Source organism: Rhodococcus sp. MTM3W5.2 (genome assembly GCF_001984015.1).
GTDB lineage: Bacteria > Actinomycetota > Actinomycetes > Mycobacteriales > Mycobacteriaceae > Rhodococcus_G > Rhodococcus_G oryzae.
The window spans coordinates 2,148,927-2,174,035 of the sequence record NZ_CP019572.1 but is presented as its reverse complement, the minus strand read 5'-3'; the positions used below and the strand labels follow the sequence as shown (position 1 = coordinate 2,174,035).

Below are 25,109 nucleotides of genomic sequence, written 5' to 3'. Positions count from 1 at the left end.
GTCGGGTGATACTTGTCGGATGCCGCACCGCATCGCCGACCCCGTTCGCTTCGAGCCGGTCCAGGATCTCCGACCGTCCGATCAGCCGTGGCCGGCGATGACGTGGCCGGTCCCGGCCGGCACCGAACTCGTCGGGACGTCGGTCCGGTTGACGCCGCTCGACCCCGACACGGATGCACCAGGACTGTTCCGCGCCCTGGACCACGACCGCGTCTGGACACACGTGCCCTGGCGACCGTCGGACCCTGAGCAGTTCGCGGAATCCCTCCGCGAGCGGTGCGCGCAACCGGAGTGGCAGCCGTGGACCGTGCGCACGGTTGGCCCGTACGGAGCGATCCCCGCGGGCGCGATCGTCGGCATCAGCTGCTACCTCGACGTCGCGGTCCGCGACGCCCGTCTCGAGATCGGGATGACCCTGTACACGCCCGAGGTCTGGAGCAGCGCCGTCAACCCCGAGGCCAAGTCGCTCCTGCTGCGCTACGCATTCGAGGAGTTGTCGGTGGGGCGCGTGCAACTCAAGACCGATGTGCGCAATGTCCGTTCGCAGCAGGCCATCGCTCGCCTCGGCGCCACCTACGAGGGGACGCTGCGCCGCAGTTTCCGGCGTGAAGACGGCACCGTGCGGGACAGCGTGCTGTTCTCGATCATCGCCGAGGACTGGCCCGAGGTGCGGACCCGGCTCGCGGCGCGACTCGACCGGGCCGGGTCGCCGGCCTGACGCCTCAGTACCCCTCGGGCAACGCCACGAACATGTCCCGGGTCACGGCCACCGCGTTGTCGGAACTGCCGCCCCTGACCACCAACGTCGCGAACGCGATGTCGCCGCGATACCCGACGAACCACGCGTGCGAGCCGCCGTCGACCTCGGCCTCACCGGTCTTGCCGTAGATCTCGCCCTGGTCGGCGATCCGGGTGGCCGTACCACTGGTGACCACGTCGCGCATCATCCCGCGCAGGCCCTCGACCATCTCCGGGCTGATCGGCGGGTGGGCGCCGTCGATCTTGGTCTCCTCCCCGAGATCAGCGTCGGCACCGGCGTCGACCCGTTCGCGATCGTCGCGGCCGCCAGCGCCATTCCGAAGGTGCTCACGACGACCTTGCCCTGCCCGAAACCGTCCTCGGTGCGCTGCACCAGTTCCGGTGCGGGCGGGACGGATCCGGAATCCGTCGGCAGGCCCGGCACGTCGTAGTCGGGCCCGATGCCGTAGCGCGCGGCCGCCACCGTCAGGGCGTCGGGCGCCATCTCGCTGGCCAGCTTGGCGAAGGTGGTGTTGCACGAGCGCGCGAACGCGGTGCTCATCGGCACCGTGCCCAACGCGAACTCGTTGTAGTTGGGCACCGACCGTTCCCCGATGACGATTCGTCCCGGGCAGCCGACCGGGGTGCCGGGCTGGGCGAGGCCGTTGTCGATCGCCGCGCCCGCGGTGACGATCTTGAAGGTGGAGCCGGGCGGGTACAGGCCCGTCGTCGCGACCGGGCCGTCCTTGTCGGCGGCCTTGTTCTGCGCGACCGCGAGGATCGCACCGGTGGACGGCTGCAGCACCACCATCATCGCCTGCTCGGCCCTGGCGTTGACCGCGTTCTGCGCGGCCACCTGGATGGGCCGGTCCAGGCTCACGGAGAAGGACGGCGCCGGTTGGGGTTTGGTCTCGGTGAGCACATCGATGTCCACGCCGTTCTTGTTGACGGTGACCACGCTCCAGCCGGCCTTGCCGTCCACCTCGTCGATGACCCGCTTCTTGACCTGACCGATCAGGTCGGGGCGAAGTCGCGATCGGTGGAGACCAGGTCCGCCTCCTCGGTGACCGAGACCCCGGACACACCGCTCAGGGCGGCGGCCACCGTGTCGTAGTCCTCCTGCCGCAGGCTCGCCACCAGGTAGGCGCCGCTGACCGAGGTCGCCGACTCCACGATGGACTGCGGGGTGAGGGTCGAGTCGAAGGGCTCGAGCGCCGACGCCAGCGCGGTCGCGGCCGCGGTGGGGTTGCCGGACTCCTTGGCGTTGAACTTGATCCGCTGGATGGTCCCCGGCACCAGCACGTCCGAGCCGGCCCGCTCGTTCACGCGGGCCCGCGGCGCCGGGGTGGCCCGCAGCGTCATCGTCTGGGTGTCGCCGAGCTTCGGGTGCAGGTCGGTGGCGTTCCAACGGACCGCCCACTCGCCGTTACGCCTGCCCATCTGCAGGTCGCCGGAGTAGGTCCACACCCGGTCCTTGGGCAGATGCCATTCGTAGGTGTAGCCGACGGTCGCGGTGTCGCCGTCCACCCGGACCGAATCGGTCGTCGCGGTGAGTGATTCGGCCTGCAGTCCCTCCCACGCGGAGTCGAGCGCGGAGCGGGCGTCCGCCGGCTTGTCGGACAGTGCGGCGGCCCGCTCGGTGTCCCGATCGGCGACGGCGTCGAGAAACTCCTGCGCGGCCGGTTCGGGGCCGTCCGGTTTCGGGGTGCACGCGACCGCGCCGAGCACGAGCGCGCCCGTGACGACGAGCGAGGAGAGGATGCGGGGTGCGGCGGTGGAGATCATCGCCTGTCATCGTAGGTGGGCTCACGGCCGAGACCGGGAAGGCACCCGCACCGTGCGCGCTTTTCACCCCGATCGGGGTACGACCCGCGCACGGGCGGCGGAAGCCGCTAGTCCAGGAGGACCGTCGAGAAGGTGCCGACCTGGGTGAACCCGATGCGCTGGTAGGTCCGCCGCGCCTGATGGTTGAAGCTGTTCACGTAGAGGCTCGCGGTGCGGCCCGACGCCACCACCGCCGCCGCCACCGCGGCGGTCCCGGCCGCGCCGAGACCGTGGCCCCGATACTGCGGGTGCACCCACACACCCTGGATCTGGCCGACCTGCGCGGACATCGAGCCGACCTCCGCCTTGAAGGTCACCTCCTCGCCGTCGAACCTGGCCCAGGCCCGGCCCGCGGCGATCAGGCCCGCCACCCGCCTCCGGTAGCCGCGGCCACCATCGTTGGAGCGCGGGTCCACCCCGACCTCCTCGATGAACATCGCGATCGCGGCCGTGAGATACGGCTCGAGCTGATCCATCCGTACCGGACGCACGTATGGATCCGGCGCGACGACGGGCGGCGCCGACAGCGCGAGCAACGGCTGCTCGGCGCGCACCTCGCGCGCCGGCCCCCAGTCGGTCTCGAGCATCTCCCACAACGGCAAGGCCAGCTCGCTGCGGCCGACCACCGACGAGCACATCCGCGGTCCGCGGCACGCCCGATCCGCGAAGGCCCGCAGGTCGTCGAGGTCGCCGCGCAGCGGAACCATGTTCGCGCCCGAGAAGCACAGCGATTCGGCAGGGCCGCCCCTGCTCCAGAGCTCGCCGTTTATCGCTCTCGGGTCGATCCCGAGGTCCTGGATCCGGGCCGCGACCATGCACGAGGCGATCGGGTCGGCGTCCAGCACGCGCAGCACATGCACCCTGTCGCGCGCACCGAGCTGCCTGGCGCCGAGCAGTTTGAGCACCGAGTCACCCCGGGTCGGGTCGTCGGGATTCGGATTGTCTGGTGATCCCACGATACGTGCGAGCGTCAGCTGACGGTAACGACCGGGGAACCCGATGCAGATTGGTCCTCGCCGAACTCCTCGGCGATCCGCATCGCCTCCTCGATCAGCGTCTCCACGATCATCGCCTCGGGCACCGTCTTGATGACCTTGCCCTTGACGAAGATCTGACCCTTTCCGTTGCCGGATGCGACGCCGAGGTCGGCCTCGCGGGCCTCACCGGGACCGTTGACGACACACCCCATCACGGCCACCCGCAGCGGGATCTCCATGCCCTCGAGGCCGGCGGTCACCTGCTCGGCGAGCGTGTAGACGTCCACCTGGGCGCGCCCGCAGGACGGGCAGGACACGATCTCCAGCTTGCGCGGGCGCAGGTTCAGCGACTGCAGGATCTGCGTGCCGACCTTGATCTCCTCGGCAGGCGGCGCGGACAGCGAGACCCGGATGGTGTCCCCGATGCCCTCCGAGAGCAGCGCGCCGAACGCGACCGCGGACTTGATGGTGCCCTGGAACGCAGGCCCGGCCTCGGTCACCCCGAGGTGCAGCGGGTAGTCGCACTGCGCGGCGAGCTGGCGGTAGGCCTCGACCATGATCACCGGGTCGTTGTGCTTGACCGAGATCTTGATGTCGCCGAAGCCGTGCTCCTCGAACAGGCCGGCCTCCCACAGCGCCGACTCGACGAGCGCCTCCGGGGTGGCCTTGCCGTACTTCTGCATCAGGCGCGGGTCGAGCGAGCCGGCGTTGACGCCGATCCGGATCGGGATGCCCGCGTCGCCTGCGGCCTTGGCCACCTCGGCGACCCGGCCGTCGAACTCCTTGATGTTGCCGGGGTTGACCCGCACCGCCGCGCACCCGGCGTCGATGGCGGCGAAGATGTACCGCGGCTGGAAGTGGATGTCCGCGATGACCGGGATCTGGCTCTTCTTCGCGATCGTCGCCAGCGCGTCGGCGTCCTCCTGGCGGGGGCAGGCCACCCGCACGATGTCGCATCCGGACGCGGTCAGCTCGGCGATCTGCTGGAGGGTGGCGTTGATGTCGTGCGTCTTGGTGGTGCACATCGACTGCACCGACACCGGGAAGTCGCTGCCGACCCCGACGGATCCGACCTGGAGCTGTCGGGTCTTGCGGCGCGGCGCGAGGACGGCGGCCGGGCCTTCGGGCATGCCCAATCCGACGGGGCTGGTCACGTGGATGCCTTCTTTCGTAGCGTCAGGACAAGTTTAGCGAGCACTAGAAGATCTTGATCGGGTTGACGATGTCCGCGGTCAGCGTGAGCAGCATGTACGCGCCGCCCAACGCGATGACCACGTAGGTGATCGGCATCAGCTTCATGTAGTTGACGGGTCCGCCCGCGGGCAGACCGCGGCGCGCGCGGATCGAGTCGCGGATCTTCTCGTAGATGGTCACCGCCATGTGCCCGCCGTCGAGCGGGAGCAGCGGCAGCAGGTTGAAGATGCCGAGGAAGAAGTTCAGCGTCGCCAGCAACCCGATGAACAGGTCGATGTAACCGCGTTCGGCCATCTGACCGCCGATGACGGAGGCGCCGACGACACTGATCGGGGTCTCGATGTCGCGTTCGCCGCCGGTGACGGCGGTCCACAGGTCCGCGACCTTCGACGGCATCTGGACCAGCGCATCCACGCTGCGGACGAAGACATCGCCGGTGTAGACGAAACTGCCGGGGATGGCGGAGAGCGCCGAGTACTCGAGGAACGTCGGCGGCGCCTTGATGCCGATCGCGCCGACGTCGCGGGAGACGGGCGGGAGCGGGTTGCTGTTGGTGGAGTCCGGGTTGTTGACCCAGCGCTGCGCCTGCTGCACCTGCACGTCGACCACCTGGGTCTCACCGTCCCTGTCGACGGTGAACTCCGCGGTGCCCGAGAGCGGCTGCGTCGCCTTGACGACGTCACCGAAGGTCGAGGTCGGCGTCCCGTTGACCGCGACGACCACGTCGCCGGGCAGGATGCCCGCCTGCTGCGCGGGCCCCTCGCCAGTGCAGTCCGCGAGCGCGTAGTCGCCGTCCTTGCCGCTCTGCGTCGGCGCCACGCAGGTGACGCCCTCGACGACGGCCCTGGTCTCGGTGTTCGGCAGCCCCCAACCGACGGCCTGGATGTAGACGAGCACGAAGCCGAAGATGAAGTTCATCGCGATGCCGCCGGACATGACGACCAGGCGCTTCCACGTCTTCTGCTTGTACATCGCACGGTCGACCTCGTCGGGCGCGAGCTCGTCGTGCTGGGTCATGCCCGCGATGTCGCAGAAGCCACCCGCGGGGATCGCCTTGAGGCCGTACTCCGTCTCGCCGCGGCGGAAGGAGAAGATCTTCGGCCCGAAGCCGATGTAGTAGCGGCGGACCTTCATCCCCAGCGCGCGGGCGGTCCACATGTGGCCGGCCTCGTGCAGAGCGATGGAGACCGTGATGCCCAACGCGAACAGCACCACACCTATGACGAACACCATGCGGCTCTAGTCCTCCTGCTTGACGAGCTCGTGTGCCCGTGCGCGCGCCCACCCGTCGGCGGCGAGCACATCCTCCACGGTAGCCGGTGGCGCGGACCACTCGTCGCCACCAGCGAGAACGCGTTCGACGGTGCGCACGATCGCCGGGAACCGGACGGTCCCGTCGAGGAACGCCTGCGCGGCGACCTCGTTGGCCGCGTTGTAGACCGCGGTCAGGCAGCCGCCTGCCTTGCCTGCCGCCCTTGCCAGGTCGACGGCCGGGAACACCGACGAGTCGAGCGGCTCGAACGTCCAGGTCGATGCGGTGGAGAAGTCGCAGGCCGAGGCGGCGCCTGGCACCCGGTCCGGCCAGCCGAGGGCCAGCGCGATCGGCAGCTTCATGTCCGGCGGGCTGGCCTGGGCGAGGGTGGAGCCGTCGGTGAAGGTGGCCATCGAGTGCACGATCGACTGCGGGTGCACCGTGACGTCGATGCGGTCGTAGTCGATGCCGAACAGCAGATGGGTCTCGATCAGCTCGAGGCCCTTGTTGACCAGGGTCGCCGAGTTGAGCGTGTTCATCGGGCCCATCGACCAGGTCGGGTGCGCGCCTGCCTGCTCGGGGGTGACGGCCTCGAGGGCGTCGGCGGTCCAGCCGCGGAACGGACCCCCGAGGCGGTCAGCACCAGCCGGTCCACCTCCTCGGCGCGCCCGCCGCGCAGGCACTGCGCCAGCGCCGAGTGCTCGGAGTCCACAGGCACGATCTGCCCTGGCGCCGCCGCGGCGGTGACCAGCGGACCGCCCGCGACGAGCGACTCCTTGTTCGCCAGCGCCAGTCGGGCGCCGGATTCGAGGGCCGCGAGCGTCGGCTCCAGACCGAGGGATCCGACGAGCGCGTTGAGCACCACGTCCGCCTCGGTGGTGCGGACCAGTTCGGTGACGGCGCCGGGGCCGCTGAGGGTGGGGCCGTCGAGACGGGCGGCGGCCTCGGGGTCGGCGACCGCGACCGCACTCACCCCGGTCTCGCGGATCTGGCGGGCCAGCAGGTCGATGTTGCCGCCGCCCGCGGCCAGACCGACGACGGTAAACTTGTCGGGATTGGCCGCGATGACCTCGAGGGCCTGGGTGCCGATTGATCCGGTGCTGCCGAGCAGGAGCACGCGCGTAGGTTCTGCCACCCGTCCATTCTTCACGACGACACCTGAGAAGAAGCTGACAGGACTCCTACGCGCTGCCTAACGGAAGGTGTCGGCGTTGGCCGCGGCCCACTGCGCGAAGGTCGTGGCCGGGCGTCCGGTGACCTCCGCGACCGTGGCGGTCGCCCGCTGCGGCGCACCGACCAGCGACGCGACGGCGGTCTCGAGGTAGAACCGGGCATTCACACCCATGACCGGCTCGAGGATCTCGACGGCCTCCTCGACCGGCACCCGGACGTACTCCACGGGCAGCCCCAGCACCGCGCCGAGCTCGTGCACCCGCTCGGCGCGCGAGTGGGCCTCCGGCCCGGTCAGCTCGTAGGTGCTGCCCTCGTGCCCGCTGCCGAGCAGCACGGAGGCCGCGACCCTGGCGATGTCGTCCATCGCGATCGGCGCGCTGACCACATCGGGGTACGGGTCGCGCACCTGTCCGGTGCGCCGCACCTGGTCGCCCCAGACGAGGTCGTTCTCGAGGAACTCCCCCGCCCACAGGTGTGTCCAGGCGATCCCGGACCGCTCGACGGCCGAGGTGACCGTGCCCCACCACGATTCGTGCTCCCCGGACAGGTCCACGATGTGCCGGATCCCGGCCTCGCGGGCCAGCGAGACGACCTCCTCGACGGTGTCCGGGGTCGGCGCCAGGTACATCCTTTCGACTCCCTCGAAGGCGGCAGGCAGCGACTCGGGCCTGCGCAGGTAGCCCTCGGCGACCTCGACGCCACTCGGCAGCATCGCCTTGCGCGGGTTGTTCGTCAGGGCCCGCACATCGGTTGCGCCGGCCGCCAGGAGGTGGTCGACAACCAGTCGGCCGATGTTCGCGGTGGATCCGGTCACCAGAATCGTCATGTAGTACACCGTACGGTTCAGGCCGTCGCCCGGCCACCCTGACAGGATGGCGGTCATGGATCTCGCCAGGCTGCGGACCGCACGGCTGACCTACCCCGAGGTCGGCGGCACCCGCGCCGTCCTGCCCGACGGGTACCACCACGTGCACCAGAGCGCCGTGATCGGCGTCGGCGCCGAGGACTTCGAGCGGGCGAAACGCGTACTGCTGCACTGGGACATGCACCGCCGTGCAGGCCTGCGCGTGCTGTCCACCGACGACGAGGCTGTCGAGGGCGCCGTCGTGATCCTGCGGCTGGGACCGGGGCCGCTGGCCGTCGCGGCGCCGTGCCGGGTGGTGTACCGGATCGACGAGCCGCGGCGGTCCGGCTTCGCCTACGGCACCCTGCCCGGGCACCCCGAGCGCGGCGAGGAGCGCTTCGCCATCGAGCTCGGCGACGACGGCCGGGTGCGGGTGGTCATCGACGCCTTCTCGACCGGCGGCGGCGCGTTGGCCCGGCTCTGCGGCCCGGCGAATCGGGCGGTGCAGCGGTTGATCACGCGCCGCTACCTCGACGCGTTCACGCGAGCTCCCCTGGCGCGCCGACCCAGCTAGGTACGACGCACGGTCGTATGCCACGATATGCAGGCACACGCACACCCGTACGAGCAGGAGGATCGACCGTGGCCACCGAGCTGGATCCCAGCGTGAACGAGCCCCTCGTCGCCGCACACGTCGACACGGCAGAAGTTCCGTCCGCAGCCTGGGGCTGGAGCGGCGAGGCGCCGCGACTGTTCCGCTTCCTTGGCTGGTTCTTCGCAGCCTTCCTGCTCGTGTACACGATCGGCAACCACGAGGGCAAGGTCGAGGACCTGTGGCTCGTCGGTATTTCCGCGGGCATGGTGTTCCTGCTCGTGCGCGACATCATCCGTCGCCGCAAGCCCCGGTAGACAAGAACTTTCCACAACGGCCGCGCCGCTCCCCTCGGAGCCGCGCGGCCGTTGTGCTGTTCGGACTGATCGCACGAAAACCTGCCGCAATGGCAGATTCCCGGCAATCGGCTCACAGAATGTGAGAGAAATCCGGCAGGTCAGTTCTCGGCGGCGAGCTGCCCACAGGCGGCGGCGATCTCCTGGCCGCGTGTGTCGCGGACGGTGCACGACACGCCCTGCGCGATGACCCGGCGCACGAACTCGCGCTCGACGTCCTTGGGGCTCGCGTCCCACTTACTGCCCGGTGTCGGGTTCAACGGGATCAGGTTCACGTGCACCCGAGAGCCAAGCGCCTTGTGCAGCTTCTTGCCGAGCATGTCGGCGCGCCACGGCTGGTCGTTGATGTCGCGGATCAGCGCGTACTCGATCGACACCCGGCGACCGGTCTGGTCGGCGTAGTACTTGGCGGCGTCGAGCACCTCGGCGACCGTCCAGCGGTTGTTGACCGGGACCAGGGTGTCGCGCAGCTCGTCGTCCGGGGTGTGCAGCGACACCGCGAGCGTCACCGACAGGCCCTCGTCGGCGAGCTTGCGGATGGCGGGCGCCAGCCCGACGGTCGACACGGTCACCGAGCGCTGCGACAGCCCGAGGCCGTCCGGCGCGGGCGAGGTGATCCGTCGCACCGCGGCGACCACCCGCTTGTAGTTCGCGAGCGGCTCCCCCATGCCCATGAAGACCACGTTCGAGAGCCGGCCCTCGCCGCCCGCGACGTCGCCGTCCCGCATCGCCGCGGCCGCCGAGCGGACCTGATCCACGATCTCGGCGGTGGACAGGTTCCTGGTCAGTCCGGCCTGGCCGGTCGCGCAGAACGGGCACGCCATCCCGCAGCCGGCCTGGCTGGAGATGCACAGCGTCGCGCGGTCCGGGTAGCGCATGAGCACGCTCTCGAGCAGCGTGCCGTCGTTCGCCTTCCACAGCGTCTTACGGGTGGTGCCGTCGTCGCATGCGACGTGCTTGACCGCGGTCAGCAGCGTCGGGAAGAGCGCCTCGCCCACCTTCTCGCGCACCGACGCGGGCAGGTCCGTCATCTTCTCTGGATCGGCCTCGAGCCGGCCGTAGTACTGACGGGCCAGCTGATCCGCCCGGAACCCGGGCAGACCCAGCTCCTGAACGGCCGCCTTCCTGCCCTCGGAGTCGAGGTCGGCGAGGTGCGTCGGCGGCATGCCGCGACGCGGAGCGTTGAACACGAGCGGGACTGAAACGGCCATAGTGTGCTCAGTGTCCCATCCGGCACCCGCGACATGCGAATTCTCGTCGCGATGCGCGTGCAATCACACATCCGGTGCGAAATGATCAGGCCATGGCCACCAGCGACGCACCCGATCCGGACACCACCCCCGAGCCGGTCGACGACTCGCGTGCTGCGACCCGGCCGGGGCCTGCCGCCCCGCCGCCGGTCGACCCCGCCCAGGCGGCCGTCGATCGGCACACCAGCCTGGGCCACACCAAGGCGGCGGCCACCTGGACCGGTCTGGTCATCGGGGTCCTGGTCCTGATCCTGCTGCTGGTGTTCATCCTGCAGAACCTCGACCAGGTCGCGCTCCAACTGTTCTTCTGGGAGTTCTCGCTGCCGCTCGGCGTGAGCCTGCTGCTCGCCGCGATCGCGGGCGCGCTGATCATGGCCCTCGCGGGCGGCGTCCGCATCCTGCAGATCCGCCGGGTGGCGAAGAAGGCCAGATCCACCACCCGCTGACCCGCCCTGTGTGGCTGCGCACATTACTTACGCAAACTGGCTCGGCATCCCCGGCGAGAGGACGATGAAAGGCGTCGTCCCGATCACCGGAGGAGTTGCTGTGACCATTCACGCGGAGCGTCGAGGGGTTGCCGCCCCACCCGATCTCGCCCGGTCCTGGCTTCTGGTGCCTGCCACCAAGCCTGAGGCCTTCACGCCTGCCGCCGAATCCGGGGTGGACGCGGTGATCCTCGACCTCGAGGACGCGGTGTCGCCGCCCGCCAAGCCCGCATCCCGCGCCCGAGTGGTCGAGTGGCTCAACCGCGGCGGCAGCGCCTGGGTCCGGATCAACGACGCCACCACGCCCTACTGGGCCGACGACCTCGCGGCCCTCGCGGCTGCGCCCGGCCTTGCCGGGGTGATGCTCGCCAAGACCGAGAGCGGCAACCAGGTCGACGCGACCGCGGACCGGCTGCCCGAGGGCACCCACATCCTCGCGTTGATCGAATCGGCGATGGGCCTGGAGGCCGCGCCCGAGATCGCCAGGGCGGACGGGGTGTTCCGGCTCGCGTTCGGCAGCGGCGACTTCCGCCGCGACACCGGAATGAGCGACGACCCGATGGCGATGGCGTACCCGCGGTCCCGCCTCGTCGTCGCCAGCCGCGCGGCCCGGCTCGCCGGACCGATCGACGGCCCGACCATCAGCACGAACGAGACCGTCCTGCAACGCGATTCGGCGCTGACCGCGTCCATGGGGCTGACCGGCAAGCTCTGCATGCACCCCGATCAGGCCCTCGCGGTCAATCGGGCGCTGAGCCCGAGCCCGGACGATGTCGTCTGGGCGCGGGATGTGATCGCCGAGCTCGGCGAGAACGGCGAACGCGTGCGTGACGGCAGCGACCTGCCGCGCCTGGCCAAGGCGAAGAAGGTTGCGGACCTCGCCAGGTCGTTCGGCCTGGACTAGGCCCGGCTCGCGATTCGCCGAACACGGCCCAGGTCCCGATCACGGGGCCTGGGCCGTATTTGGTGGTGTCGGCGAGACTGCCAGTGGTGTCGTGGCGACAACCCGTGGTGTCGTAGCGGCCGCCGGCACCGTCGTCATGCCCGAAACTCCCCGAGATCGCCCCATCGTGTCGCATCTCCGGACTTTCTCGCATGAGCATCAGAACGCGGTGACCTGCACATTCCCTGATTCAGCACCACTTTGACACCACCGTGCCACCAGAAGTGACACCCCACCCCTTGCGCTGACACCCGAGTGGTGTCATAGTGGTGTCATGAACCTGACAAGATACGTCGACGAGCTTCAGCACCAGCTCGCCACCGCAGCCGCAGCCGGCGGCGACGAGGCACGCGAGCTCGCCGACCGCCTGACCGCCCCGCTCGACGCCGCCGTCCGGCTCGTGCTGCTCGAGGCACTCTCGACAGCCGCGAACGAGATCACGGCCGAGCTCGCCCCCGGGTCCGTCGACGTGCGCCTCCAGGGCCGCGACCCGGAGTTCGTCGTCACCCCCGCCCCGGCCTCGGCATTCGAGAACGCGGAGCCCGTGACGGCGGAGCCCGCGCAGCCCGCGGCCCTCGACCCCGACGACGTCAGCACGTCCCGCACCACCCTCCGTCTCCCCGACCAGCTCAAGGCCCAGGTCGAGGCGGCGGCGGCCCGTGAGGGCGTATCCCTCAACACGTGGCTCGTCCGCGCGGTCGCTGCCGCTGTTCAGCCCGCCGCACCGTCCCGCGCGACAGCGCGCACCTCCAGCACCCCCGGTCGGCTGACCGGCTGGGTGCGCTGACCCACCACCCCGAACCCCGAACCCCACACCCGCGCCCCGCACCCAGGGGCCGACACCACACCCCGAGGACTCACCATGCCTACTTTCGCGACCCCAGAATCGATCACCGTCGCCGTCGACATCGCCGCAGGCGCCGTTAACCTCGTCGCGAGCGATCGCACCGACACCGTGGTCACCGTCCGCCCCAACGACCCGAGCAAGTCCGGAGATGTCAAGGCCGCCGAGGAGACCCGCATCGACTTCCACGACGGCACCCTCACCGTGCAGACGAGCACCAGGTGGAAGTACCTCACCAAGTCCGCCGTCGACGTCACGATCGAGCTCCCGACCGGCTCCGCCCTGCAGGGCAGCGCGCTGGGCCCCGTGTTCGCCCAGGGTCGGCTCGGCGCCTGCTCGTTCACGAGCCGCGCAGGCGACGTCCGGATCGACGAGGCAGGCCGGCTCGACCTCCGCGCGACGGCGGGCTCCGTCGTCGTGGGACGCGCCCTCGGTTCCACCGAGATCGTCGTCACCGCAGGCGGCGTACGCATCCGCGAACTCGACGGGGACGCCAGCATCAAGAACCCGAACGGTCCCACCGAAATCGGCGAGTCCACCGGGGTCCTGCGCGTGAACGGTGCCAACGGGCCCATCTCGATCGAGCGGTCGCTCGGCGACACCACCGCCCGGTCCGCGCACGGAAACATCCGCATCGAGCAGGCCATCGCCGGCCGCGTCCAGCTGGAGAGCTCGACCGGCGCGATCGAGGTCGGGGTGCCCGAGGGCACCGCCGCCTGGCTCGACGCCACCGCGCAGCACGGCAAGGTCCGCAACCTCCTGCACGACGCCACGGGCCCCGACGAGAACGACCTGACCGTCGAGGTACGCGCAGGCAGCAGCTACGGCGACATCGTCGTCCGACGTCCGCACGCCTGACCCCAGCCCAACAACCCACCATCGAAGGAGAACCCATGACCACCACCGTCCGCGGTCCCGCGATCGAGGTCGCCGGCCTGCGCAAGTCCTACCGGTCGAAGGCGGGCGAGCAGCTCGTGCTCGACGGCGTCGACCTGGTCGTGCCTGCCGGCACCGTGACCGCACTGCTCGGCCCCAACGGGGCGGGCAAGACCACTGCCGTCGGCGTCATGTCCACCCTGCTTGCCGCCGACGCAGGCACGGTCCGCGTCGCGGGCCACGACGTGGCGCGTGAGCCCGAGGCGGTGCGCGCGTCGATCGGCGTGACCGGCCAGATCACCGCCGTCGACGAGCTGCTCAACGCCACCGAGAACCTGCGGCTCATGGCCGACCTCAACCACCTCGGCCGCGCCGAGGGGCGCCGCCGGATCGCCGAACTGCTCGAGCGCTTCGGCCTCGCCGACGCCGCACGCAAGCCCGTGGCGACCTTCTCCGGCGGCATGAAGCGCAAGCTCGACCTCGCGATGACACTCGTCGGTGCACCGTCCGTCGTATTCCTCGACGAGCCGACGACGGGCCTCGACCCGCGCAGCCGCCGTGTCCTGTGGGACGAGGTGCGGACGCTCGTCGCCGCGGGCACCACGATCCTGCTCACCACGCAGTACCTCGAGGAGGCCGACAAGCTCGCCGACTCGGTCGCCGTCCTGAACGAAGGCCGCATCGTCGCCGAGGGCACCCCCGAGGAGCTCAAGGCCGCGCACGACACCGGCTCACTCGACGACGTATTCCTCGCCCTCACCGAGCCGCCCACCGAGACCGAGAACGACCCCGCCGCCACCAAGGAGAACGTCCGATGACCGCCATCGCCACCACCGCTCCCGCCACCACAGTGCGCTCGCGCCCGGCGACGGATGTCCTCACGATGCTGCGCCGCAACCTCCTACGCGCGGTTCGCTACCCAGGGCTCACCATGTTCCTCGTCGCCGGTCCGCTGGTGATGCTGGTGCTGTTCGTGTACATCTTCGGCGGCGCCCTCGGCGCAGGCGTCATGCCCGGGGTCGCCCCCGGTGCCGACGGGCGGGCGGCGTACCTGGACTACATCACGCCGACCCTGTTCATCCTCACGATCGTGGGCGCGGGACAGTCCGTGGCCATCAGCGCCGCCATGGACGCCGCAAGCGGGATCATGGCGCGGTTCAAGACCATGGCGATCTCACCGGGGTCCGTGCTCTCCGGGCAGGTGCTCGGCACCGTGCTCCAGTCGCTGGCAGCGCTCGTCCTCGTGCTCGGCGCGGCACTCGCGATGGGCTACCGTCCCGACGCCGACGTGCTCGACTGGGCCGCGCTGCTGGGTCTGTTCGTGCTGCTGGGGCTGGCCCTCAGCTGGCTGTGCGTCGCCATGGGGCTGAACGCTCGGAGCGTGGAGACGGCCAGCAACACCCCGATGATCCTGCTGCTGCTGCCGTTCCTGGGTAGCGGGTTCGTGCCGGTCGAGACCATGCCGACGGCGGTGCGCTGGTTCGCCGAGTACCAGCCGTTCACGCCGATCATCGAGACCGTGCGCGGGCTGCTCGCAGGCGGCGCGGGCCTAGAGGGCGCGGTGGTTGCGCAGGCCGTCGGCTGGACCGTCGCGATCGGCGTCGCCGGATACGCGTGGGCGCGCTCGCTCTACCGCCGCGAGCGTCGCCTCTGAACCATCCACGAGCTGTCAGGGTCACACCGGGGAATCTCCCGGCGTGGCCCTCACAGCTCGTTGGTGGTGGGTCGGTCGGGGTGGCGAACCGGTCAGCGCGCTGCGTCGATCTCCTCGCGGCGCAGGGCGATGATGCGGGTGAGCACCTGCGGCGGCAGCGGCCGGTCCGCGCTGAACCTGATGGTGCCCTTCGACAGCGAGTAGCCGCCCAGCTCGGGCGCGACCGCCTCGACGACCGCCGCGCTGAACGGGAACACCGACAGGTGCGTGGCGGCGGCGCGCACGGCGAGCAGCGGCTTGTCCCGGTAGCGCAACGCCGGCATGCCGTAGCTCACGCCCTCGGTCGCGTCGGGGGCCAGTTCCAGCGCGCGCACCCGGATGCCGTCGAGCAACAACCGCTCGGGCTCGTCGAGCGTGGCCAGGTAGTCGGTCAGCTCAGCCATCAGGCCATCATGCCCTCGCCCAGCGGTCACGGGCGGGAGGAACGACTCAATACAGCAGCCCGACGGGCGCGCGCCTGGTGTGGATCCGGTAGCCGACCTCGAGTGCCAGTCCCGGGGTCTGCGCGTAGGCACGCTGGGCGATCTTGCCGCTGAACTCGATCCCCAGCACGGCGCGCAGGGCCTCCCTGCTGTCGAACTCCCACCGGGTCCGCACCCGGGAGAGCTCGAATCCCTGTGCGGCGAAGAACGACTCGACCCCGGCCGGGTCGTAGTGCGGCAGGTCCGCGCGCATCCACTCGCCGTACGGGCCGACCGTGGCGTCCAGGTCGACGACCGCGAGCACTCCCCGGGCCGCAGGACCCGCATGGATTCGGTGATGCCTGGCCCGCAGCCCGCGCCGAAGAAGTACGCGGTCCGCGCGTGCACGACGTCAACGGAGTTCTCGGGCAGCGGGATCCGCTCGGCGGAGCCGGCCAGCACCGTGACGGTGTCGAGTCCCGCCGTGCGCCTGCGCGCCCGGTCGACCAGCGGGGGGTGCGGCTCGACGCCCACCACCGTCCGGGCCCCCGCCGCGAACACCGGCAGGTGGAACCCGGTGCCGCAGCCGAGGTCCAGCACGTCGCGCCCGGCCCAGTCGGCGACCCGCCGCAGCTCCCCGAACACGGCGCCGTCCACGTCCTGGGCGCGGTTCTCCACCTCGTAGACGTCCGGCCAGTGCCAGATGTTGGGGCTCGGGATCGGTGCCGTCACGACTGCGCTCGCACGGTCACAGCAGCGCGGTGAACACCAGCCAGGTGACGAACGCGGACGGCAGCAGCGAGTCCAGCCGGTCCATGATCCCGCCGTGCCCTGGCAGCAGCGTGCCCATGTCCTTGATGCCGAGTTCGCGCTTGACCTGCGACTCGATCAGGTCGCCGGTGGTGGCCACCAGGACCAGCACGACGCCGAGCACGACGCCGACCACCGCGTCGGCATCGAGGATGAGGGTGACGGTGAGGACCGAGCCGATGACGCAGAAGACCAGGGACCCGGCGAAGCCCTCCCAGGACTTCTTCGGGCTGATCGCGGGCACCATCGGGTGCTTACCGAACAGCACGCCCGCCGCGTAGCCGCCGACGTCGGAGCACACCACCCCGATGATCAGGCAGAAGATCCGTCCCGGGCCGTCCTCCTGACGCACCATCAGCGTCGCGAACGAGGCCAGCAGCGGGATCCACGCGGCCACGAAGACCGCGACACCGGTGTCGCGGAGGAAGTTCTGCGGGGTGGCCTTCAGCCCGCCCTGCAGCAGGCGCCACAGCATGCAGGCGAGCACCGTGCCTGCGAACCCGCCGAGCACGCCGGTGGTGCCGTACGGCCAGCCCAGCCAGATCGTGGCCTGCCCACCGAGCAGCAGCGGGATGAACGGGACCGCGATACCGCCCTCGCGCAGCCGCTTGGTGACCTCCCAGGTCGCGACGGCCATCGCGGCCGCCACGATGGCGAAGAACAGGTTCGGGACGTAGAGCAGCGCGACGACGAGCATCGCCCCGAGTCCAACGCCGACCGCGATCGCCGCGGGCAGGTCACGACCTGCCTTGGCGTTCACGGCCGCGGCGGCGCCCTGGGGCGCCGAGCCTTCGGTTGACACTAAACCTCCAGCAATTCAGCTTCCTTGTGCTTCACAAGTTCGTCGATGTGCGCCACATACTTGGCGGTGGTCTTGTCGAGCTCCTTCTCGGCGCGCCCGACCTCGTCCTCGCCCGCGTCGCCGTCCTTCTGGATGCGCGAGAGCTCGTCCATAGCCTTGCGGCGGACGTTGCGGATGGAGACCTTGGCGTCCTCGCCCTTGCCCTTCGCCTGCTTGACGAACTCGCGGCGGCGCTCCTCGGTCAGCTGCGGCACCGAGATGCGGATGATGCTGCCGTCGTTGCTGGGGTTGAGCCCCAGGTCCGAGTTGCGGATCGCGGTCTCGATCGGTCCGAGCTGCGCGGCCTCGTAAGGCTTGATGATGACCATCCGGGCCTCGGGCACGTTGATGCTCGCCAGCTGGGTGATCGGCGTGATCGATCCGTAGTACTCGATCGCGATCCGGTTGAACATGCCCGGGTTCGCCCGGCCGGTGCGGATCCCGCCGAGGTCCTCCTTGGCCACCGCGACGGCCTTCTCCATCTTCTCCTCGGCGTCGAAGAGAGCTTCATCAATCACGGTGTTCCTCCAGGCTCGGCGGGTGCGGTGGGATGGTTCATGACTTGACGAGTGTTCCGATCTTCTCACCGGCCACCGCGCGCGCGATGTTCCCCTCGGTGAGCAGGTTGAACACCAGCATCGGCATCTGGTTGTCCATGCACAGGCTGAACGCGGTGGCGTCGGCCACCTTCAGTCCCTGTTCGATCACCTCGCGGTGGGTGATGTCGGTGTACATGGTCGCGTCCGGGTCCTCCCGCGGATCCGCGGTGTAGACGCCGTCGACGGCCTTGGCCATCAGCACGACCTCGGCCCCGATCTCGAGTGCGCGCTGCGCGGCCGTCGTGTCGGTGGAGAAGTACGGCATGCCCATGCCTGCGCCGAAGATGACGACGCGGCCCTTCTCGAGGTGCCTGCGCGCCCGCAGCGGCAGGTACGGCTCGGCGACCTGGCCCATGGTGATGGCCGTCTGCACGCGGGTGGCTACGCCCTGCTTCTCGAGGAAGTCCTGCAGCGCAAGGCAGTTCATCACGGTACCGAGCATGCCCATGTAGTCGGACCGGGACCGGTCCATGCCGCGCTGCTGCAGCTCGGCGCCGCGGAAGAAGTTGCCGCCGCCGATGACGACCGCGACCTGCACGCCGGAGTTGACGACATCGGCGATCTGCTCCGCCACGGTCTGCACCACGTCGGGGTCAAGGCCGACCTCGCCACCACCGAACATCTCGCCACCGAGCTTGAGGAGGACGCGCTTGAAGCCGTCCCGTCGGGGCGCGGAATCGGTCGGTGCGGGTTCGGTCATGGCTCTCCTCGATCGTCGGTGCCGCGCTGGGCGGTGTGTGGCCAGCATGAATAGGCCACCCGGTGTTCTGGCCACAGATGACCACTCCATCCTGCCTTATCCGCCCCCGCGAACGGCGCCCGGGGCCGACGACGCGCGCGGCACACGCAGAAAGGCCCCGCACCCGGAAACCGGGGCGGGGCCTTTCGGTGGAGCTGGTGCCGTCTAGCTGGCGCCGACCTCGAACCGCGCGAAGCGGGTGATGGTCACGCCGGCCTCGTCGAGAAGGGCCTTGACGGTCTTCTTCGAGTCGGTGACGGAGGACTGCTCGGTGAGCACGACGTCCTTGAAGAAGCCGTTGACACGGCCCTCGACGATCTTGGGGAGCGCAGCCTCGGGCTTGCCCTCCTCCTTGGCGGTCTCCTCGGCGACGCGGCGCTCGGCCTCGACGATCTCCGCGGGGACCTCGTCACGGGTGACGTACTTCGCCTTGAGCGCGGCGACCTGCATGGCGGCGGCGCGAGCGGCCTCAGCAGCGGCGTCGCCCTCGCCCTGGTACTCGACCAGGACGCCGACGGCGGGCGGCAGATCCGCACTGCGCTTGTGCAGGTAGGTCGCGACCGGGCCGTCGAACGCGACGACGCGACGCAGCTCGAGCTTCTCGCCGATCTTCGCGGACAGCGCCGCGACGAGCTCGTCAGCGGTCTGGTCGCCCGCAGAGGCGGCCTTGAGTGCGTCGAGGTCGGCAGGCTTGGCCGCAGCGGCCGCGGTGACGACCTTGTCCGCGAGCTCCTGGAACTCGGCGTTCTTGGCGACGAAGTCGGTCTCGCAGTTGAGCTCGACCATGACGCCGTCCTTGGCGACGACCAGGCCCTCGGCCGTGGTGCGCTCGGCGCGCTTGCCCACGTCCTTGGCGCCCTTGATGCGGAGCAGCTCGACGGCCTTGTCGAAGTCGCCGTCCGTCTCGGCAAGCGCGTTCTTGCAATCCATCATTCCGGAGCCGGTGAGCTCGCGGAGCCGCTTCACGTCAGCGGCGGTGTAGTTCGCCATTGGGGGCGAGCCTCCTTGAGTGAGATTCGATGCCTGGGGTGGAGCATGGAAGTGAAGCGGCCCTGACCTTGGAAGGTCAGGGCCGAGTCACTAGGCCTGCGGGGCCTCGGCTGCGGGAGCCTCGGTCGCCTCGGCTGCGGGAGCCTCGGCTGCTGCCTCCGCCTCGGCGGCGGGGGCGGCCTGCGAGAGCAGCTCCTGCTCCCACTCGGCGAGCGGCTCGGCGCCGGCCTCGGGCTTCGCGTCGTCCGCGGAACCGCGGCCCGCGCGGGCCTGCAGGCCCTCGGCCACCGCGGAGGCGACGACCTTGGTCAGCAGAGCGGCGGAGCGGATCGCGTCGTCGTTACCCGGGATCGGGTAGTCGACCAGGTCGGGATCGCAGTTGGTGTCCAGGATCGCGATGACCGGGATGTTCAGCTTGCGGGCCTCGGAGACCGCGAGGTGCTCCTTGTTGGTGTCGACGACCCAGATGGCCGACGGGACCTTGGCCATGTCCCGGATACCACCGAGGGTGCGGTCGAGCTTGGTCATCTCACGCGTGAGCATGAGGATTTCCTTCTTGGTGCGACCCTCGAAGCCACCGGTCTGCTCCATCGCCTCGAGATCCTTGAGACGCAGCAGACGCTTGTGGACGGTGGTGAAGTTGGTCAGCATGCCGCCGAGCCAGCGCTGGTTCACGTAGGGCATGCCCACGCGGGTCGCCTCTTCGGCGATGGACTCCTGCGCCTGCTTCTTGGTGCCGACGAAGAGGACGGTGCCGCCGTGGGCAACGGTCTCCTTGACGAACTCGTACGCCTTGTCGATGTACGTGAGGGTCTGCTGCAGGTCGATGATGTAGATGCCGTTGCGGTCCGTGAGGATGAAACGCTTCATCTTCGGGTTCCAGCGACGGGTCTGGTGCCCGAAGTGGGTACCACTGTCGAGCATCTGCTTCATGGTTACGACAGCCATGGCTGTGTACCTCTTTCATAGCCGGTTGACGCAGGCGATCGGTGATCCCTGCCCTGGCGCCCGCCAGCCCCCGGACCTGCACAAGTGCAGGACCAGCCGGAGGCCGTTGTTCATGCGCGGGCGCGCGAAGTCGGACTGTGCGAGCACAGACCGCATGGACAGTGTACGGGCTGACACCAGCAGGTCATAACCGGCGCTGTGGACAGCCGATCGGTCATCCACAGGTGGCCCGACGCGGCCCCGACCACGACCCGGCGTGGCCCAGGGTGGAGAGATGCGGATCCTGACCGTTCTCGGATTGTGCGCGATCGTCCTGCTCGGCGGTCCGGCGCCGAGCACGGCCGCGCCCGACGGCTACTCCTGGCCGCTACGTCCGCGCCCGGCGCTCACGCGGGCCTTCGACCCACCCGAACACGACTGGTTGCCCGGGCACCGCGGCGTCGACCTGGTCGGCAGCCCCGGCCAGGCGGTGCTCGCGGCGGGCGAGGGGGTGGTGGCGTTCGCGGGCGTGGTGGCGGGCAAGCCGGTGGTCTCGATCGATCACCCGGGCGGGCTGCGGACCACCTACGAGCCGGTCCGCGCGGCGGTCACCGTCGGCGGGCGGGTTGGGCGCGGGACGCCGCTCGGCACCCTGGAGCCGGGACATCCGGGGTGCGGGACGTGCCTGCACTGGGGACTGCGGCGGGGCCGTGAGTACCTCGACCCGCTCGGCCTGGTGCGCTCGGCGCCGGTCCGGCTCAAGCCACTGGGCGCGGCGGGCAGGCGAAATTAGCTCCACTCGGCGACGGCGTGCCTGCCCGAGGAGGCCGGGAAGTCGTCGGCGACCATCGCCGCGAGCTCGACGAAGGCCCTGCGGGTGGCGGGCCGGAGCAGGTTCAGGTCGATCTCGGCGCCCTCGGCGAGGTGCTCGTCGAAGGGCACGACCTGCACGGCCCGGCACCGGGCGAGGAAGTGCCTGCTCAGCTCGTCGAGATCGATCGTCGACGCGCCCGGCCGGGCGGAACTGATCACCACGACCGTCCGTTCGACCAGGTGCCCGTAGCCGTGGTGCTGCAGCCAGTCCAGGGTGGCCGCGGCGCTGCGGGCCCCGTCGATCGCGGGCGAGCTCACCAGCACGAGCGAATTGGCAAGCTGCAGAACGCCGTTCATCGCCGAGTGCATGATTCCGGTGCCGCAGTCGGTGAGGATGATGTTGTAGTACACCTGCAGGATGTCGATGACCGACCGATAGTCGGCCTCGCTGAACGCCTCCGACATGGCCGGGTCCTGCTCGCTGGCCAGCACCTCCAGCCGGCTCTCCGCCTGGGACGTGTGCCTGCGCACATCGGAGTAACGGTGGAGGTTCGGCGCGTCGGCGAGCAGATCACGCACCGTCGAGGCGGTCTGCACCGGAACCCGGGTCGCCAGGGTGCCCATGTCCGGGTTCGCGTCCACCGCGATCACCTGGTCCCCGCGCAGCGAGGCGAAGGTCGAACCGAGCCCGACCGTGGTGGTGGTCTTGCCGACTCCGCCCTTGAGCGAGAGGAATGCGATCCGGTAGTCCCCTCGGATCGGCTGGTTGATCCGCTCGACCAGCGCCTGCTGTCGCAGTTCCTCGCCGGACTGACCGGGGTTGATGACCCCGCCGGAGATGCGGTGCACGGCCGCGCGCCAGCCGGCGTCGGGGGCACGTCGCGGCCGCTTGAGCAGCGCCCCGGCGACAAGGTCCCGGTTGGTGGGCTGGTGGGGCGGCGCCGGTGGGCGGATCGGCTCGGTCCAGGTCGGCTCGACCGGGGCGGGTCCGGGCTGCGCCCAGTCGGGTTCGACGGCGCGGTTGGGCCCGGTCCACGCTCCCTCCGGGGCGCCGGGATCAGGGGGCGCGGGTGGCGCAGCCGGCGACCACGCGGACACTGCGGTGCGCGGCGCACTCCGATCCGTCCAGATCGGCTCCTCCGCGGGCGCGGCGGCTCCCTGCAGCCAGGCCGGCGTCGAATGATCGCGGTTCACAATTCCCCGAATGTGTGGCAGATCTGCGGGTTCGACCCGCAGCAGTCTGGGCGAGGCTACCAAGTGGAGCCTGGACATCGCCCCCTGCCGGGGAGAAGCATCGGAGGTAGGCAACCACAGGAGGCAGGCCATGTCCGGATTGGTTCGCAAGAGTTTCGATTCACCCGAGGAGACCCGCCCGTTCGAGGACGGCAAGGGCAAGATCGACCTGGTCGACCTCGACGGCGGTTCGGTCGGCCGCGGAGTATTCGAACCCGGCTGGAAGTGGTCCGATCACGTCAAGCCGATCGCGAAAACCGACAGCTGCCAGGCGGCCCACGTGGGCTACTGCGTCTCCGGACGCATGGTCGTGGTGATGGACGACGGCGAACGGCAGGAGTTCGGTCCCGGCGACGTCATGATCGCCCCGCCCGGCCACGACGCGTGGGTGGTCGGCGACGAGGCCTGCGTCCTGGTGGACTGGCAGGGGTTCGCCGACTACGCGAAGCGGTAGCGGCCGTCAGGCGCGAGGGTGCGCCTGGTCGTGCACGGCCCGCAGCCGCGCAACCGACACGTGGGTGTAGAGCTGCGTGGTGGCCAGGCTGCTGTGCCCGAGCAACTCCTGCACCACCCGCAGGTCGGCACCGCCCTCGAGCAGGTGCGTCGCCGCCGAGTGCCGCAGCCCGTGCGGACCGAGGCTCGGCGCGCCGGGCACCGCCTCGAGGACCTCGTGCACGACGCTCCTGGCCTGCCGCTGATCGATCCGGCCACCGCGCCGGCCGAGCAGCAGCGCCCGGCCGGAGCGCTCGTTCACCAGCGCGGGGCGTCCCGACGTCAGCCAGGCGTCGACGGCGGCGGCCGCCGGTCCCCCGAACGGCACCGAGCGCTGCTTGTTGCCCTTGCCCAGCACCCGGAGCACCCGGCGTTCGAGGTCGACGTCGTCGAGGTCGAGGCCGCACAGCTCCCCGACCCGGATTCCGCTGGCGTACAGCAACTCCACGATCAGCCGGTCCCGGACCGCGATCGGTTCGAGCTGCGCCGCACCGGATTCCGCGGCCTGCATGGCCTCCGCCGCCTGACCCTGGCGCAACACGGCAGGCAGGGTGCGGTGCGCCTTGGGCGCGACGAGCCGGACGCCGGGATCGCGGGGGATCCGGCGGGTGCGGGTCAGCCAGGAGGTGAACGTGCGGGCGGCAGCGGTTCGGCGAGCCAGGGTGGTGCGCGCCACCCCCGCCGATGCCTGCGCGGACAGCCAGGACCGCAACGCCCGCAGGTCGATGTCGTCGAGATCCGCCTCCGGCGAGGCGGCCGCGAGGTGCGCGAGCAGCGACCGGGCGTCGGCCAGATACGCCCGGACCGTGTGCTCGGACCGGCCGCGCTCGAGCGACAGATACTCGCCGTAGGCGTCGAGGTGCGACGCCAACCGCGTGGGCACCTCGCCCGGTTCCTGCCGCTTCGCCTGCGAACTCATGTTCGCACCGTCTCCCCCGGACGGGAATAAATCAAGCACCCGCGCCGCTGGGTCCCTCATGTGAGCCGAACCATTCCGATCCCGATGCTGTTGATCCTCGCCCTGCTGTCCGCGATCGCGCCGCTCGCGACGGACATGTACCTGCCGGGCCTGCCCGCCCTCGGCGAGGACCTCGGCACCTCGGCCTCGACGGTCCAGCTCACCCTGACCACCTTCATGGCAGGCCTCGGCATCGGCCAGCTGATCATCGGCCCGCTCTCCGACGGCTGGGGGCGGCGCAAGCTGCTCATCGGCGGCACCATCGTCTGCGCGATCAGCGGCGTGGCCTGCGCGCTCGCACCGTCGGCGGAGGTGCTCATCGGCGCCCGACTGCTGCAGGGCCTCAGCGGCGGCGCGGGAATCGTGTTGGCGCGCGCGGTGATCGCCGACCGGGCCAAGGGCGACAACGCCGCAAAGCTGTTCAGCATCATGATGATCATCGGCGGCGTCGCCCCCGTGCTGGCCCCGCTGATGGGCGGCGCGCTGCTCGGCCCGATCGGCTGGCGCGGCATCTTCTGGGTGCTCGCCGCGGCCTCCGTGGTGATGCTCGTCGGTGTGCTGACGCTGGTGCCCGAGACGCTGCCCGTCGAACGCAGGCACGGCGGCGGCCTCTCGGCGCTCGCGCACAACATGCGGTACGTGACCGGCAACCCCCGCTACCTCGGGTACGCGCTGACCTTCATGTTCGGATTCGGCGCGCTGTTCTCCTACATCTCCGCCTCGCCCTTCGTGGTGCAGGACGTGCTCGGCCTGACCCCCGGCCAGTTCTCGATCGTGTTCGGCGTCAACTCGATCGGCATCGTCGCGGGCAGCATCGTCAACACGAGACTGATCGGGCGATTCCACGCCCGACAGCTGCTGAGGTTCGGGGTGTCGATGCTGCTGACCGCAGGCACCCTGCTGCTGCTCGAGGTGACCGTCGGTGCCGCCGCGACCGCGGTCGTGCTGCCCCTGCTGTTCCTGGTCACCACCAGCCTGGGATTCATCATGGGCAACGCCACCGCGCTCGGGCAGTCCGAGGTGACGGCCGCCGCGGGAACCGGGTCCGCCCTGATGGGCGCGGGCCAGTTCGGCCTTGCGGCGCTGATCTCGCCGCTGGTCGGCGGGTCCGCGCTGGGGATGTCCATCGGCATCGTGGTGTGCGCGGTCGCGGCGATGACGGCGCTGCTCGCCCTCGGCAGGCCCGCCACGCCTGCGGTCGACGGCGCCGGTGTGGTGGCGGCCCGCGCCTAGACCGAAGCGGC

At 70.3% G+C, this 25,109-nt stretch carries 25 protein-coding genes and 3 pseudogenes; 12 read left to right on the top strand and 16 right to left on the bottom strand.

What is annotated here, in order from left to right; genetic code table 11:
- Nucleotides 1–19 precede the first annotated feature (19 nt).
- Complete coding sequence (locus tag BTZ20_RS10060; RefSeq protein ID WP_083742610.1) at nt 20–718, top strand: GNAT family N-acetyltransferase; 699 nt, start codon at nt 20–22, stop codon at nt 716–718.
- A gap of 4 nt (nt 719–722) precedes the next feature.
- On the opposite strand, the pseudogene BTZ20_RS10055 reads toward BTZ20_RS10060, so the two are convergent.
- From BTZ20_RS10055 to BTZ20_RS10030, 6 genes and pseudogenes are all read right to left on the bottom strand, one after another.
- A pseudogene (locus BTZ20_RS10055) lies at nt 723–2,523 on the bottom strand (penicillin-binding transpeptidase domain-containing protein).
- A 107-nt stretch (nt 2,524–2,630) separates the two neighbouring features.
- On the bottom strand, nt 2,631–3,467 hold the full coding sequence (locus BTZ20_RS10050; RefSeq protein WP_077043607.1) for a GNAT family N-acetyltransferase: 837 nt from the start codon (nt 3,465–3,467) through the stop codon (nt 2,631–2,633).
- Nucleotides 3,468–3,532: 65 nt separating this feature from the next.
- Complete coding sequence (gene ispG, locus BTZ20_RS10045) at nt 3,533–4,693, bottom strand: flavodoxin-dependent (E)-4-hydroxy-3-methylbut-2-enyl-diphosphate synthase (RefSeq protein WP_077041255.1); 1,161 nt, start codon at nt 4,691–4,693, stop codon at nt 3,533–3,535.
- 43 nt (nt 4,694–4,736) lie between these two features.
- The gene (locus tag BTZ20_RS10040) at nt 4,737–5,966 is read right to left on the bottom strand and encodes a M50 family metallopeptidase (protein ID WP_077041254.1); all 1,230 of its coding nucleotides are present in this window, start codon (nt 5,964–5,966) and stop codon (nt 4,737–4,739) included.
- A gap of 6 nt (nt 5,967–5,972) precedes the next feature.
- Nucleotides 5,973–7,102: pseudogene (gene dxr, locus BTZ20_RS10035) on the bottom strand (1-deoxy-D-xylulose-5-phosphate reductoisomerase).
- 75 nt (nt 7,103–7,177) lie between these two features.
- Nucleotides 7,178–7,984, bottom strand: a complete 807-nt coding sequence (locus BTZ20_RS10030; protein ID WP_077043606.1) for an NAD(P)H-binding protein — start codon at nt 7,982–7,984, stop codon at nt 7,178–7,180.
- A 46-nt stretch (nt 7,985–8,030) separates the two neighbouring features.
- Between BTZ20_RS10030 and BTZ20_RS10025 the strand changes: the two genes are divergently transcribed.
- Nucleotides 8,031–8,576, top strand: a complete 546-nt coding sequence (locus BTZ20_RS10025; RefSeq protein WP_223263707.1) for a DUF1990 family protein — start codon at nt 8,031–8,033, stop codon at nt 8,574–8,576.
- A 68-nt stretch (nt 8,577–8,644) separates the two neighbouring features.
- On the top strand, nt 8,645–8,911 hold the full coding sequence (locus tag BTZ20_RS10020) for a DUF2631 domain-containing protein (RefSeq protein ID WP_223263706.1): 267 nt from the start codon (nt 8,645–8,647) through the stop codon (nt 8,909–8,911).
- Nucleotides 8,912–9,051: 140 nt separating this feature from the next.
- On the opposite strand, the gene rlmN is transcribed toward BTZ20_RS10020, so the two are convergent.
- Entirely contained in the window at nt 9,052–10,161 is a 1,110-nt protein-coding gene (gene rlmN, locus BTZ20_RS10015; RefSeq protein WP_077041253.1) for a 23S rRNA (adenine(2503)-C(2))-methyltransferase RlmN, read from the bottom strand.
- Between the two features lie 92 nt (nt 10,162–10,253).
- Between rlmN and BTZ20_RS10010 the strand changes: the two genes are divergently transcribed.
- The 6 genes from BTZ20_RS10010 to BTZ20_RS09985 all read left to right on the top strand — a co-directional run bounded on the left by BTZ20_RS10010 (nt 10,254) and on the right by BTZ20_RS09985 (nt 15,002).
- Nucleotides 10,254–10,646 carry a lipopolysaccharide assembly protein LapA domain-containing protein gene (locus BTZ20_RS10010; RefSeq protein WP_077041252.1) on the top strand — a complete coding sequence of 131 codons (393 nt, stop codon included), beginning with the start codon at nt 10,254–10,256 and terminating at the stop codon, nt 10,644–10,646.
- 106 nt (nt 10,647–10,752) lie between these two features.
- A complete protein-coding gene (locus BTZ20_RS10005; protein WP_411269145.1) occupies nt 10,753–11,589 on the top strand; it encodes an HpcH/HpaI aldolase/citrate lyase family protein in 837 nt (278 codons plus the stop codon).
- Nucleotides 11,590–11,902: 313 nt separating this feature from the next.
- Nucleotides 11,903–12,415, top strand: coding sequence for a YlcI/YnfO family protein (locus BTZ20_RS10000; RefSeq protein WP_077041250.1), 513 nt, complete (start codon nt 11,903–11,905; stop codon nt 12,413–12,415).
- 75 nt (nt 12,416–12,490) lie between these two features.
- A complete protein-coding gene (locus tag BTZ20_RS09995) occupies nt 12,491–13,330 on the top strand; it encodes a DUF4097 family beta strand repeat-containing protein (protein ID WP_077041249.1) in 840 nt (279 codons plus the stop codon).
- 35 nt (nt 13,331–13,365) lie between these two features.
- Nucleotides 13,366–14,166, top strand: coding sequence for an ABC transporter ATP-binding protein (locus BTZ20_RS09990; protein ID WP_077041248.1), 801 nt, complete (start codon nt 13,366–13,368; stop codon nt 14,164–14,166).
- Entirely contained in the window at nt 14,163–15,002 is an 840-nt protein-coding gene (locus BTZ20_RS09985; protein WP_083742608.1) for an ABC transporter permease, read from the top strand. Before BTZ20_RS09990 ends, BTZ20_RS09985 begins: the two co-directional genes overlap by 4 nt.
- Before the next feature lie 92 nt (nt 15,003–15,094).
- Here the strand turns inward: BTZ20_RS09985 and BTZ20_RS09980 are convergent, their stop codons facing one another.
- The 7 genes and pseudogenes from BTZ20_RS09980 to rpsB form a co-directional block, all read right to left on the bottom strand.
- The gene (locus BTZ20_RS09980) at nt 15,095–15,445 is read right to left on the bottom strand and encodes an iron chaperone (RefSeq protein ID WP_077041247.1); all 351 of its coding nucleotides are present in this window, start codon (nt 15,443–15,445) and stop codon (nt 15,095–15,097) included.
- 46 nt (nt 15,446–15,491) lie between these two features.
- Nucleotides 15,492–16,195 (bottom strand): annotated as a pseudogene (locus BTZ20_RS09975) (class I SAM-dependent methyltransferase).
- A gap of 16 nt (nt 16,196–16,211) precedes the next feature.
- Nucleotides 16,212–17,075, bottom strand: a complete 864-nt coding sequence (locus BTZ20_RS09970; protein ID WP_077041246.1) for a phosphatidate cytidylyltransferase — start codon at nt 17,073–17,075, stop codon at nt 16,212–16,214.
- On the bottom strand, nt 17,075–17,632 hold the full coding sequence (gene frr, locus BTZ20_RS09965; protein ID WP_077041245.1) for a ribosome recycling factor: 558 nt from the start codon (nt 17,630–17,632) through the stop codon (nt 17,075–17,077). Before frr ends, BTZ20_RS09970 begins: the two co-directional genes overlap by 1 nt.
- Nucleotides 17,633–17,669: 37 nt before the next feature.
- Complete coding sequence (gene pyrH / locus BTZ20_RS09960; protein WP_077041244.1) at nt 17,670–18,413, bottom strand: UMP kinase; 744 nt, start codon at nt 18,411–18,413, stop codon at nt 17,670–17,672.
- Nucleotides 18,414–18,617: 204 nt separating this feature from the next.
- The gene (gene tsf, locus BTZ20_RS09955; protein ID WP_077041243.1) at nt 18,618–19,442 is read right to left on the bottom strand and encodes a translation elongation factor Ts; all 825 of its coding nucleotides are present in this window, start codon (nt 19,440–19,442) and stop codon (nt 18,618–18,620) included.
- A gap of 90 nt (nt 19,443–19,532) precedes the next feature.
- Nucleotides 19,533–20,390, bottom strand: coding sequence for a 30S ribosomal protein S2 (gene rpsB / locus BTZ20_RS09950; RefSeq protein WP_027499310.1), 858 nt, complete (start codon nt 20,388–20,390; stop codon nt 19,533–19,535).
- Between the two features lie 274 nt (nt 20,391–20,664).
- Between rpsB and BTZ20_RS09940 the strand changes: the two genes are divergently transcribed.
- The gene (locus tag BTZ20_RS09940; RefSeq protein ID WP_077041241.1) at nt 20,665–21,162 is read left to right on the top strand and encodes a M23 family metallopeptidase; all 498 of its coding nucleotides are present in this window, start codon (nt 20,665–20,667) and stop codon (nt 21,160–21,162) included.
- Here BTZ20_RS09940 and BTZ20_RS09935 read toward each other — a convergent pair.
- The gene (locus tag BTZ20_RS09935) at nt 21,159–22,136 is read right to left on the bottom strand and encodes a MinD/ParA family protein (protein ID WP_077043603.1); all 978 of its coding nucleotides are present in this window, start codon (nt 22,134–22,136) and stop codon (nt 21,159–21,161) included. The genes BTZ20_RS09940 and BTZ20_RS09935 overlap by 4 nt on opposite strands.
- Before the next feature lie 370 nt (nt 22,137–22,506).
- Here BTZ20_RS09935 and BTZ20_RS09930 point away from each other — a divergent pair, with 370 nt between their 5' ends.
- On the top strand, nt 22,507–22,869 hold the full coding sequence (locus tag BTZ20_RS09930) for a cupin domain-containing protein (protein WP_077041240.1): 363 nt from the start codon (nt 22,507–22,509) through the stop codon (nt 22,867–22,869).
- A gap of 6 nt (nt 22,870–22,875) precedes the next feature.
- On the opposite strand, the gene BTZ20_RS09925 is transcribed toward BTZ20_RS09930, so the two are convergent.
- Nucleotides 22,876–23,826 carry a tyrosine recombinase XerC gene (locus BTZ20_RS09925; RefSeq protein WP_077041239.1) on the bottom strand — a complete coding sequence of 317 codons (951 nt, stop codon included), beginning with the start codon at nt 23,824–23,826 and terminating at the stop codon, nt 22,876–22,878.
- An 84-nt stretch (nt 23,827–23,910) separates the two neighbouring features.
- On the opposite strand from BTZ20_RS09925, the gene BTZ20_RS09920 reads away from it, so the two are divergent.
- Complete coding sequence (locus tag BTZ20_RS09920) at nt 23,911–25,098, top strand: multidrug effflux MFS transporter (RefSeq protein WP_077041238.1); 1,188 nt, start codon at nt 23,911–23,913, stop codon at nt 25,096–25,098.
- Nucleotides 25,099–25,109 lie beyond the last annotated feature (11 nt).